The organism is Bacillus sp. B.PNR1, from assembly GCF_030386235.1.
Classification (GTDB): domain Bacteria; phylum Bacillota; class Bacilli; order Bacillales; family Bacillaceae; genus Bacillus; species Bacillus stercoris.
Window position 1 is genome coordinate 573,599 of record NZ_JANYMN010000001.1, and the last position, 12,210, is coordinate 585,808.

Annotated in this window: 11 protein-coding genes; 10 read left to right on the forward strand and 1 reads right to left on the reverse strand. The window is 42.3% G+C overall.

Going from position 1 to position 12,210, the window contains the following annotated elements; translation table 11 throughout:
* The 10 genes from glyQ (at nt 1) to NZD81_RS03185 (ending at nt 11,148) form a co-directional block, all read left to right on the forward strand.
* Complete coding sequence (gene glyQ / locus NZD81_RS03140) at nt 1-888, forward strand: glycine--tRNA ligase subunit alpha (RefSeq protein ID WP_040083765.1); 888 nt, start codon at nt 1-3, stop codon at nt 886-888.
* Entirely contained in the window at nt 881-2,920 is a 2,040-nt protein-coding gene (gene glyS / locus NZD81_RS03145) for a glycine--tRNA ligase subunit beta (protein ID WP_282372712.1), read from the forward strand. The genes glyQ and glyS overlap by 8 nt, the downstream gene beginning before the upstream one ends.
* Before the next feature lie 132 nt (nt 2,921-3,052).
* Nucleotides 3,053-3,691 carry a transcriptional regulator CcpN gene (ccpN, locus tag NZD81_RS03150; RefSeq protein WP_003237058.1) on the forward strand — a complete coding sequence of 213 codons (639 nt, stop codon included), beginning with the start codon at nt 3,053-3,055 and terminating at the stop codon, nt 3,689-3,691.
* Between the two features lie 25 nt (nt 3,692-3,716).
* The gene (locus NZD81_RS03155; protein WP_014664641.1) at nt 3,717-4,529 is read left to right on the forward strand and encodes a pyruvate, water dikinase regulatory protein; all 813 of its coding nucleotides are present in this window, start codon (nt 3,717-3,719) and stop codon (nt 4,527-4,529) included.
* A 253-nt stretch (nt 4,530-4,782) separates the two neighbouring features.
* On the forward strand, nt 4,783-5,277 hold the full coding sequence (locus NZD81_RS03160) for a YaiI/YqxD family protein (RefSeq protein ID WP_071578553.1): 495 nt from the start codon (nt 4,783-4,785) through the stop codon (nt 5,275-5,277).
* A 33-nt stretch (nt 5,278-5,310) separates the two neighbouring features.
* Entirely contained in the window at nt 5,311-7,122 is a 1,812-nt protein-coding gene (dnaG, locus tag NZD81_RS03165; RefSeq protein ID WP_282372709.1) for a DNA primase, read from the forward strand.
* A 199-nt stretch (nt 7,123-7,321) separates the two neighbouring features.
* A complete protein-coding gene (gene rpoD / locus NZD81_RS03170; protein ID WP_003226225.1) occupies nt 7,322-8,437 on the forward strand; it encodes an RNA polymerase sigma factor RpoD in 1,116 nt (371 codons plus the stop codon).
* Nucleotides 8,438-8,765: 328 nt separating this feature from the next.
* A complete protein-coding gene (cccA, locus tag NZD81_RS03175) occupies nt 8,766-9,128 on the forward strand; it encodes a cytochrome c550 (protein WP_003230068.1) in 363 nt (120 codons plus the stop codon).
* Nucleotides 9,129-9,383: 255 nt separating this feature from the next.
* Complete coding sequence (gene trmK / locus NZD81_RS03180; RefSeq protein WP_041521385.1) at nt 9,384-10,034, forward strand: tRNA (adenine(22)-N(1))-methyltransferase TrmK; 651 nt, start codon at nt 9,384-9,386, stop codon at nt 10,032-10,034.
* Nucleotides 10,027-11,148, forward strand: a complete 1,122-nt coding sequence (locus NZD81_RS03185; RefSeq protein ID WP_069149884.1) for a Nif3-like dinuclear metal center hexameric protein — start codon at nt 10,027-10,029, stop codon at nt 11,146-11,148. Before trmK ends, NZD81_RS03185 begins: the two co-directional genes overlap by 8 nt.
* A 22-nt stretch (nt 11,149-11,170) precedes the next feature.
* Here NZD81_RS03185 and NZD81_RS03190 read toward each other — a convergent pair whose 3' ends face one another.
* Entirely contained in the window at nt 11,171-12,115 is a 945-nt protein-coding gene (locus tag NZD81_RS03190; RefSeq protein ID WP_069839503.1) for a 4-hydroxy-3-methylbut-2-enyl diphosphate reductase, read from the reverse strand.
* Nucleotides 12,116-12,210 lie beyond the last annotated feature (95 nt).

Here is a 12,210-nt window from a genome sequence, read left to right on the forward strand (position 1 = left end):
ATGAATATTCAAGACATGATTCTTACCTTGCAAAAGCATTGGTCCAGTCAGGGCTGTGTGCTTATGCAGGCTTACGATGTAGAAAAAGGAGCCGGCACGATGAGCCCGTATACATTTTTGCGCAGCATCGGCCCTGAGCCGTGGAAAGTGGCTTATGTAGAGCCTTCAAGACGCCCTGCAGACGGCCGATACGGGGAGAACCCAAACAGATTGTATCAGCATCATCAGTTCCAGGTCATTATCAAACCGTCTCCTGATAACATTCAAGAGCTGTATTTAGATTCCTTGCGGGCTCTCGGAATTGATCCGCTTGAGCACGATATTCGTTTTGTTGAAGACAACTGGGAGAATCCGTCTTTAGGCTGTGCGGGTCTTGGCTGGGAAGTATGGCTTGACGGAATGGAAATTACACAATTTACGTATTTCCAGCAGGTCGGAGGACTTGAATGTAAACCGGTTTCAGTAGAAATTACGTATGGAATCGAGCGTCTCGCGTCTTATATCCAGGATAAAGAAAATGTTTTCGACTTGGAATGGACGACAGGGTTTACAGTAAAAGATTTATTCATGATGGCTGAATATGAGCATTCCGTTTATACATTTGAAACGTCAGACGTCGATATGCTGTTCCAACTGTTCAGCACATATGAAAAAGAAGCGATCAAGCAAATGGATAACGGACTTGTTCATCCAGCATATGACTATGTGCTGAAGTGCTCGCACACCTTCAATCTTCTTGACGCCAAAGGTGCGATCTCTGTTACCGAGCGGACGGGCTATATCGCAAGAGTGCGGAATTTAGCTAGAAAAGTAGCAAAAACCTATTATGAGGAACGAGAAAAACTAGGGTTCCCAATGCTTAAAGGGGAGGGTTCTTCTCATGAGTAAACAGGATTTACTTTTAGAGATCGGATTAGAGGAAATGCCGGCGCGCTTTTTGAATGAAAGCATGGTTCAGCTTGGCGAGAAGCTGACAGGCTGGCTTAAAGAAAAAAATATTACTCACGGTGATGTGAAGCTCTTCAATACACCGAGACGTCTTGCTGTGTTCGTTAAGGATGTTGCAGAAAAGCAGGATGATATAAAAGAGGAGGCAAAAGGGCCTGCGAAAAAAATTGCCCTAGATGCAGACGGAAACTGGACAAAAGCGGCAATCGGCTTTTCAAAAGGCCAAGGCGCGAATGTGGAAGACCTGTACATCAAAGAAGTAAAAGGCACAGAGTATGTATTCGTGCAAAAATTCCTAGCCGGCCAAGAAACGAAATCGCTGCTGCCAGAACTAAGCGGTTTAATTACAAGCTTGCATTTCCCGAAAAACATGCGCTGGGGAAATGAAGATTTGCGTTATATCCGACCAATCAAATGGATTGTCGCTTTATTTGGACAGGATGTCATTCCATTTTCGATCACAAACGTTGAATCTGGACGAACAACACAGGGACACCGTTTTCTCGGACATGAAGTATCAATTGAATCACCTTCAGCTTATGAAGAGCAGCTGAAAGAACAGCATGTTATTGCTGATCCTAGCGTCCGAAAGCAAATGATTCAATCTCAGCTGGAGGCAATGGCTGCAGAACACAATTGGAGCATTCCGGTTGACGAAGACCTTCTTGATGAAGTGAATCATTTAGTAGAATACCCGACAGCTCTTTACGGTTCATTTGAATCTGAGTTTCTTTCAATTCCTGAGGAAGTGCTTGTCACGACAATGAAAGAGCATCAGCGCTACTTCCCTGTCAAAGACAAAAACGGTGACTTGCTGCCTCACTTTATCACAGTCCGAAACGGCAACAGCCACGCGATCGAAAATGTGGCTCGAGGCAATGAGAAAGTGCTGCGCGCGCGTTTGTCTGATGCTTCATTCTTTTACAAGGAAGATCAGAAACTGAACATTGATGCAAACGTGAAGAAGCTTGAAAACATTGTGTTCCATGAAGAGCTTGGTTCTCTAGCTGATAAGGTTAGAAGAGTCACATCAATCGCAGACAAGCTTGCCGTTCGTCTTCAGGCTGATGGAGATACGTTAAAACATGTGAAGCGAGCTGCTGAAATTTCTAAATTCGACCTTGTCACGCATATGATATATGAATTCCCTGAACTTCAAGGAATTATGGGCGAAAAGTATGCGAGAATGCTTGGTGAAGATGAAGCTGTGGCTGCGGCAGTCAATGAACATTATATGCCTAGATCAGCTGGCGGAGAAACGCCTTCTACTTTTACAGGAGCTGTTGTAGCAATGGCGGATAAGCTTGACACAATCGCTTCATTCTTCTCAATCGGCGTTATTCCGACCGGTTCTCAGGACCCTTACGGACTGCGCCGCCAGGCAAGCGGTATTGTTGCGATTCTTCTTGACCGCAACTGGGGAATTTCATTTGAAGAGCTGCTTACTTTCGTTCAAACTGATAAAGAAAATGAACTGCTGGATTTCTTCACTCAGCGCCTGAAATATGTCTTGAATGCTGAACAAATCAGACATGATGTCATCGACGCCGTGCTGGAAAGCTCTAAGCTTGAGCCATACTCAGCGCTGCATAAAGCGCAAGTACTGGAACAAAAGCTTGGTGCACCTGGCTTTAAGGAAACAGCTGAAGCGTTAGGCCGAGTGATCTCTATCAGCAAAAAAGGAGTCCGCGGAGACATTCAGCCTGATCTGTTTGAAAATGAATACGAAGCAAAGCTGTTTGATGCCTACCAAACAGCGAAGCAAAATCTGCAGGAAAACTTCAGCAAAAAAGATTATGAGGCGGCGCTTGCTTCACTTGCAGCCTTAAAAGAACCGATTGATGCTTACTTCGACCATACAATGGTTATAGCGGATAATGAGGCATTAAAGGCAAATCGTTTAGCGCAAATGGTAAGCTTGGCGGATGAGATCAAGTCCTTTGCGAATATGAATGCCCTTATTGTAAAATAAAGAGAGAAAAGGCGGTTGCTGTGTGATCGGTAATCGTCTTTTCCCCATTTATAAGTTTTTTGTTTGATTACAAGATATTTACGCTATAATATGGATTATTATTTCTTTACATAGCTATGAAGTGAAAAGGTGGTGAGTACGATCGAACTAAATAAACGGCAAGAACATATTTTGCAGATTGTAAAAGAAAACGGGCCGATTACAGGGGAGCATATTGCAGAAAAGCTGAACCTTACCAGGGCGACATTGCGTCCGGATTTAGCCATACTCACCATGTCAGGATTCCTCGAGGCGCGCCCGAGAGTCGGTTATTTCTATACGGGAAAAACCGGCACACAGCTTTTAGCGGATAAACTCAAAAAGCTTCAGGTGAAAGACTTTCAATCTATCCCCGTAGTGATTCACGAAAACGTTTCTGTGTACGATGCGATTTGCACCATGTTTTTAGAAGATGTAGGTACTCTGTTTGTGGTGGACCGCGATGCTGTTTTAGTCGGGGTGCTTTCACGAAAGGACTTGCTCAGAGCGAGCATTGGCCAGCAGGAGCTTACATCGGTCCCTGTTCACATCATCATGACAAGGATGCCGAACATTACGGTGTGCAGACGTGAGGATTATGTAATGGACATTGCAAAGCACTTAATAGAAAAACAAATTGATGCGCTGCCTGTCATCAAAGATACCGATAAAGGCTTTGAAGTGATCGGCAGAGTGACAAAAACAAATATGACAAAAATACTTGTCAGTTTATCTGAAAATGAAATCCTATAAGATTGCAAACTAACGGGGGGATAATATGAATAACCGCATCATCTATGTTGTATCGGATTCCGTCGGTGAAACGGCCGAATTGGTAGTAAAAGCAGCACTCAGCCAATTTAACGGATCGGCGGATGATACACATGTAAGAAGAATTCCTTATGTTGAAGATATAGGCACTATCAATGAAGTGATTTCACTTGCAAAGGCAGACGGCGGCATTATCTGTTTTACACTCGTGGTGCCGGAAATCAGAGAATATTTGATAGCCGAAGCGGAAAAAGCAAATGTTTTATATTATGATATTATCGGCCCGTTAATTGATAAAATGGAAACGGCCTACGGTTTAACAGCGAAATACGAACCGGGGCGGGTCCGCCAGCTTGATGAAGATTATTTCAAAAAAGTGGAGGCCATCGAGTTTGCAGTTAAATACGATGATGGACGTGATCCAAGAGGGATTTTAAAAGCTGATATCGTTTTGATCGGCGTCTCAAGAACGTCTAAAACACCGCTGTCTCAATATCTCGCACACAAGCGCCTGAAGGTTGCCAATGTTCCGATTGTACCTGAGGTTGATCCACCGGAAGAACTTTTTAACGTTGATCCGAAAAAATGCATCGGCTTAAAGATTAGCCCTGATAAACTGAATCATATCAGAAAAGAACGCTTAAAATCACTCGGGCTTAATGATAAAGCGATTTATGCAAATATCAACCGAATCAAAGAGGAACTGGAGTATTTCGAAAAGATTGTGGATCGGATCGGCTGCCAGGTTGTTGATGTTTCAAATAAAGCGGTTGAAGAAACAGCGAATATTATCCATCATCTCAAAACAAAAAACTTATAACTCAGGACGCTCTATCCTGGGTTTTTGGCTATGCCAAAAGGGAATAATGAAAAACAATAGCTTCTTTGCGAAGTTTGTATTATAATAAAAAATTGTGATAAAATGATTAATTTTAGGTTTAAGGATCGTGTGATACGAATAAACTATTATGGGTAAGATGTCAAGAATTTCTCCCGGAAATTTTTCGACAAATTCATATACATCCGCAATAATAAAGGATGTGCGATTTTGCTTGCTTTTATGCAGGAGTTTAATGGAGGGATGGAGAATTACTCTTCTTAATGAACAAGAAAAGACGATTTTTGTCGATGCTGATGCTTGTCCGGTAAAAGATGAAATTTTACAAACAGCATCCGAGTATGAAGTTCAAGTTCTTTTTGTCGCTTCATTTGAACATTATCAGCTTTCCAGAAGCAATGAAGAAAAATGGAAGTATGTTGATCCTCATAAAGAAGCTGCTGATTTATATATCGCAAATCACGTAAAACCGGGAGATATTGTTGTGACGCAGGACATCGGATTAGCATCTCTGCTGTTGAACAGAAATGTCTCCGTTATGTCGGAAAGAGGTCGTCTTTACAAAGAAGACACGATTGATTTTGCTCTTGAGAGCCGTCATTTTTCCGGCAAACAAAGGAGAAAAGGCGTATACGCCAAAGGGCCTAAAAAATTGAATAAAGAAGATCGAGAACGATTTATTACACTGCTGCAAAAAATCCTGTCGAACGATGAAGGGATTTTGCACTAAAGCATCGAATAATGTACGACGGAGTGTTATAAGATGGGAAATCGGATACCAGATGAAATTGTGGATCAGGTGCAAAAGTCGGCAGATATCGTTGAAGTCATAGGTGATTATGTTCAATTAAAAAAGCAAGGCCGAAACTACTTTGGACTCTGTCCTTTTCATGGAGAAAGCACACCTTCGTTTTCCGTATCGCCCGACAAACAGATTTTTCATTGCTTTGGCTGCGGAGCGGGCGGCAATGTTTTCTCTTTTTTAAGGCAGATGGAAGGCTATTCATTTGCCGAGTCGGTTTCTCACCTTGCTGACAAATACCAAATTGATTTTCCAGATGATATAACAGTCCATTCCGAAGCTCGGCCAGAGTCTTCTGGGGATCAAAAAATGGCTGAGGCACATGAGCTCCTGAAGAAATTTTACCATCATTTGTTAATAAATACAAAAGAAGGTCAAGATGCACTGGATTATCTGCTTTCCAGAGGCTTTACGAAAGAGCTGATTGATGAATTTCAGATTGGCTATGCTCTTGATTCTTGGGACTTTATCACGAAATTCCTTGTGAAGAGGGGATTTAGTGAGGCGCAAATGGAAAAAGCGGGTCTTCTGATCAGACGCGAAGACGGAAGCGGATATTTCGACCGCTTCAGAAACCGTGTCATGTTTCCGATCCATGATCATCACGGGGCTGTTGTTGCTTTCTCAGGCAGGGCTCTTGGCAGCCAGCAGCCTAAGTATATGAACAGCCCTGAAACCCCGCTTTTTCATAAAAGTAAACTGCTTTACAATTTCTATAAGGCCCGACTTCATATCAGAAAGCAGGAAAGAGCAGTCTTATTTGAAGGGTTTGCCGATGTCATATCGGCTGTAAGCTCGGGTGTAAAAGAAAGCATAGCCACGATGGGAACGTCTCTTACAGATGATCATGTCAAGATCCTGAGAAGAAACGTCGAAGAAATCATTCTTTGCTATGACTCTGATAAAGCCGGTTATGAAGCCACCTTAAAAGCTTCGGAGCTTCTGCAAAAAAAAGGGTGCAAAGTCAGAGTTGCAATGATTCCTGACGGATTGGACCCTGATGATTACATCAAAAAATTCGGCGGGGAAAAATTTAAAAACGACATTATTGACGCCAGTGTCACCGTAATGGCATTTAAAATGCAATATTTCCGAAAAGGAAAGAACCTGTCCGATGAAGGCGATCGCCTGGCTTACATTAAAGACGTACTGAAAGAAATCAGCACGCTTTCAGGGTCTCTAGAGCAGGAAGTCTATGTAAAACAGCTTGCTTCAGAGTTTTCGCTTTCACAGGAGTCTTTAACTGAGCAGCTGTCTGTTTTCAGCAAGCAAAACAAACCTGCTGACAATGGCGGTGAAACAAAAACACGGCGAGCGCATTTAACGACAAAAGCAAGGCAAAAACGTTTGCGCCCGGCGTATGAAAATGCAGAAAGGCTGTTACTCGCTCACATGCTTCGAGATCGGAGCGTCATCCAAAAAGTGATTGACCGGGTAGGGTTTCAATTTAATATTGATGAGCACCGAGCATTAGCCGCTTATCTTTATGCTTTTTATGAAGAGGGAGCCGAGCTGACGCCCCAGCATCTGATGGCCAGGGTGACAGATGATCATATAAGCCAGCTCTTGTCTGATATATTAATGCTTCAGGTTAATCAAGAGCTTAGCGAAGCTGAGTTATCAGATTATGTAAAAAAAGTGTTGAATCAAAGAAATTGGTCAATGATAAAAGAAAAAGAGGCGGAAAGAGCCGAAGCCGAAAGGCAAAAAGATTTTTTAAGAGCTGCTTCTCTGGCTCAAGAAATCGTTACATTGAACCGATCTTTAAAATAACTGGAAAACTGATGAGAAGCATTTATTGGCAATGATTCCTTGCGGAGGAGCAAATAGATCGCTTAACCTCATCATGAATTGTCATTTCATTATTCGCACATTTGTTAAAGGCAGTTCATATAGAAAACGCCTGAATGGACCGAATAAGAATCATACCGCTTATAGAATTCGTTGCAAGCTTTGGAAGGAGGGATCCATAATGGCTGATAAACAAACCCACGAGACAGAATTAACATTCGACCAAGTAAAAGAGCAATTAACAGAGTCTGGTAAAAAACGTGGCGTTTTGACATATGAAGAAATCGCTGAGCGTATGTCCAGCTTTGAAATTGAATCAGACCAAATGGATGAGTATTATGAATTTTTAGGTGAACAAGGTGTTGAATTAATTAGTGAGAATGAAGAAACAGAAGATCCTAATATTCAGCAGCTTGCCAAAGCCGAAGAAGAATTTGACCTTAATGACCTTAGTGTACCGCCTGGCGTTAAAATCAATGACCCAGTTCGTATGTATTTAAAAGAAATCGGTCGGGTTAACCTTCTATCTGCAAAAGAAGAAATCGCCTACGCTCAAAAGATTGAAGAAGGTGACGAAGAATCTAAACGCAGATTGGCTGAAGCGAACCTGCGGCTTGTTGTCAGTATCGCAAAACGGTATGTCGGACGCGGTATGCTGTTCCTCGACCTGATCCAAGAAGGAAACATGGGTCTGATGAAAGCCGTTGAAAAATTTGATTATCGCAAAGGTTATAAATTCAGTACGTATGCTACGTGGTGGATCAGACAGGCGATTACACGCGCTATTGCCGATCAGGCGAGAACGATCCGGATTCCCGTTCATATGGTGGAAACCATTAATAAATTAATCCGTGTGCAGCGTCAATTGCTTCAAGACTTAGGCAGAGAACCAACACCTGAAGAAATTGCGGAAGATATGGATTTAACGCCTGAAAAAGTACGCGAAATCTTAAAGATTGCACAAGAGCCGGTATCACTGGAAACACCGATCGGTGAAGAGGATGACTCACACCTTGGTGATTTTATTGAAGACCAAGAAGCAACTTCACCTTCAGATCACGCCGCATACGAGCTGTTAAAAGAGCAGCTGGAAGATGTACTTGATACGTTAACTGATCGTGAAGAAAATGTATTGCGTCTTCGATTCGGTCTTGATGATGGCCGTACAAGAACATTAGAAGAGGTCGGCAAAGTATTTGGAGTGACGAGAGAGCGTATTCGACAAATCGAAGCCAAAGCGTTGCGGAAACTAAGACATCCTAGCAGAAGTAAACGTTTGAAAGATTTCCTCGAATAAGATGGAACGGGTCTTGCAGATCCGTTCTTCTTTTTTAAAAAAGATATATGGATAATATGCCTTTATTTTACTGAAAAATGATGTCATTTGCAAATGAACATTGTGATGAAAAATTTCAAAATCTAATTCCATATTTTCTATTGTAAGCGTATACAATACATTATACAATAGAATAAAAAGGATATTAGAGAAATAGGCATGTCTCTATTCAATTTTGTATAAAGTGTGAATAAAAAACTTTTGTATAGCAATCCATTTACTTTTTGTTAAAATAAGTTAGAATTAGAAGTGTTTACATAGGGGGAAGGATCAAAAAGGGGGAAGGGAAATGAAATGGAACCCGCTTATTCCATTTTTACTGATCGCTGTTTTAGGAATTGGTCTAACTTTCTTTTTATCAGTAAAAGGACTTGATGACTCTCGGGAGATTGCAAGCGGAGGAGAAAGCAAATCTGCTGAAAAGAAAGATGCAAACGCTTCACCAGAAGAAATTTACAAGGCAAACTGCATCGCATGCCACGGTGAAAATTATGAAGGTGTTTCGGGTCCGAGCTTAAAAGGTGTAGGGGATAAGAAAGATGTCGCTGAAATTAAAACAAAGATCGAAAAAGGCGGTAATGGAATGCCTTCCGGTCTTGTTCCGGCAGATAAGCTGGATGATATGGCAGAGTGGGTGTCAAAAATTAAATAAAAGAACTATATTTCTCTTTATACATTCACAGGCCGCCGAGATGTTCTCGACAGCCTTTTATTTTTGACGGCCGCGTGCAGACCCGAATCAAAAGAAACAAACTAAAAATCATTCGCTCAGCTTGGATTCCGGGCTGATTTTTTATATGATAGTAAAGGAAAAAATGATTGAGAAAAGTTGTGATGACAAGTGAATGAATTAAAATTATCTAAACGATTGCAAACAGTAGCGGAGTACATACCGAATGGAGCGGTGATGGCCGATATCGGGTCTGACCACGCATACCTTCCTTGTTATGCGGTGCTGAATCATAAAGCCAGCGGAGCGATTGCCGGAGAAATAACAGAAGGCCCGTTTTTGTCTGCAAAGCGGCAGGTTGAAAAATCAGGCTTAAACTCGCACATTTCTGTAAGGCAGGGAGACGGACTGGAAGTGATTAAAAAAGGTGAAGCTGATGCCATTACGATTGCCGGAATGGGCGGGGCTTTGATCGCTCACATTTTAGAAGCGGGTAAAGACAAATTAACGGGGAAGGAACGCCTTATTTTACAGCCGAATATTCATGCTGTTCATATCAGGGAGTGGCTTTATAAAGAAGGGTATGCGCTGATAGATGAAGTGATCCTTGAAGAGGACGGAAAATGCTATGAGGTGCTGGTTGCCGAAGCGGGAGACAGAGATGCGGCTTATGACGATATTTCTTTATCAGCCGGGATGCTCGTCGGTCCTTTTTTGGCAAAAGAAAAAAATGCTGTCTTTTTGAAAAAGTGGACACAAGAGCTTCAGCACACTCAAAACATTTATGAGCAGATTAGACAAGCCGCAGGCACAGAGCAAAATAAACAAAAATTAAAGGAGCTCTCCGATCGAATGGAGCTGTTAAAGGAGGTAATCGATCATGGCTAAAAGCGTTAATGGGCAGCAGATCATCCAGCTGTTTGAACAATTTTCCCCGAAAGCCTATGCGGTCGAAGGAGATAAAATCGGCCTGCAAATCGGCACCTTAAATAAACCGATTAAAAATGTGATGGTTACACTTGATGTGTTGGAGAGCGTTGTCGATGAAGCGATTGAAAAAGAGGTTGATTTGATTATTGCACACCATCCTCCTATTTTTCGGCCGCTCAAGCATATTTCAACAGATCAGCCTGCCGGAAGGTTAATTGAAAAGTGTTTGAAGCATGATATTGCTGTTTATGCAGCTCATACAAATTTAGACGTTGCGGACGGCGGCGTGAATGATTTGCTTGCTGAAGCACTAGAGCTGCGTGAGACGGAAGTGCTGGCGCCTACTTATACGGATCCTCTGAAAAAGCTGGCCGTCTACGTGCCGAAGGAATATGAAGAGCAGGTCAGAGCCGCGCTTGGAAATGCTGGCGCCGGCCATATCGGCGAATACAGCCATTGCGCGTTTTCGTCTGAAGGGATCGGCAGCTTCAAGCCATTGGACGGAGCTAAGCCTTTTATCGGTGAAGTAGGAGAGCTTGAGCTTGTTCATGAAGTAAGGCTTGAGACTGTATTTCCTAAAAGCATCGAAAAAGCTGTTATCAATGCAATGATAAAAAGCCATCCATACGAAGAAGTCGCGTACGACATCTATCCTGTTGAACAGTCTCCCGCCGAAAAAGGGCTCGGCCGTGTCGGAACCCTTAAAAATGAGATGACGCTCAAGGAATTTGCTTTATATGTGAAAGACAAGCTTGATGTCAATGGTGTCAGAATGGTGGGAGATGCTGACAGTATGGTGAAAAAGGTAGCTGTTCTTGGCGGAGATGGGAACAAGTATATTCACCATGCAAAACGAAAGGGCGCCGATGTTTACGTTACAGGAGATTTATATTTCCATGTGGCCCATGATGCGATGATGCTTGGTCTGAATGTGGTTGATCCGGGCCATTACGCGGAAAAAATCATGAAAGAAGGCGTCACGAGAAAGCTGACATCAATGTGTAATGATAAAAAATATGACGTGAATATCTTTGTTTCTGAAACAGATACAAATCCATTTACATTTCTATAAAAAAACTGAGGCTTTTACAGCCTCAGTTTTTTGCTTTTACTTTTGGAAGTATTTTTTTGAGCGGTACATTGTGATCAGTTGTCCAAGTTGATGGATCTTCGTGATCGAACTGCTCCAAAAAGCGAATGACTTCTTTTGTGATCGGCGTAGGTGTTGAAGCTCCCGCTGTAACTGCAACGGTATTAACGCCTTTCAGCCATTCAAGCTTTAATTCGCTTAAGTCGCCGATCCGGTATGCTTTTGTGCCGGCTATTTCCTCTGACACTTGAGCAAGCCGATTTGAATTGTTGCTTTTCGGGTCTCCAACAACGATTGTTAAGTCTGCTTTTTTCGCCTGCTCTGATACAGCTTCCTGCCGCACTTGAGTAGCAAGGCAAATCTCTTGGTGATATTCGACATGAGGATATTTTTCTTTGACAAGCTCCATAATGTCGTGAACATCCCATTGAGACATGGTTGTTTGATTCGTCACGATTAACTTATCTGCTTGGATATCAAGGTTTTTTACATCTTCTTCTGTTTCAACTAAGTGAACGATTTCCGGCGCTACGCCAACGGCTCCCTCAGGCTCCGGATGCCCTTTTTTGCCGATATAGATCACGTGATATCCTTTTTCTTTCATCTCTAAGATTAGATTATGAGTTTTCGTCACATCCGGACATGTAGCATCAATTGCTACCAATCCTTTTTCGTCTGCGATTCTTCTGACTTCGGGAGAAACACCGTGCGCAGTGAAAATGACAGTTCCTTTGTCAACCTGCTTTAGAATGTCCAGACGGTTAGAGCCGTCCAATGTAAAGATCCCTTCCTCTTCAAAAGCATCAGTGACGTGTTTATTATGAACAATCATCCCGAGTATATAGATGGGTCTTGGCAAACTTTTATCTAGTGCCGCATTTTTGGCAATGACCATAGCATCAACAACGCCATAGCAATAGCCGCGCGGCGAAATTTTAATTACGTCCATTTTCGGTTGTCCTCCAATACTGAAGTGAGTAAAGGCAATATAAAAAGCCGTAATCAAACGGCTTTATTCTTGCATTCTTCTGATCTCATTATAGC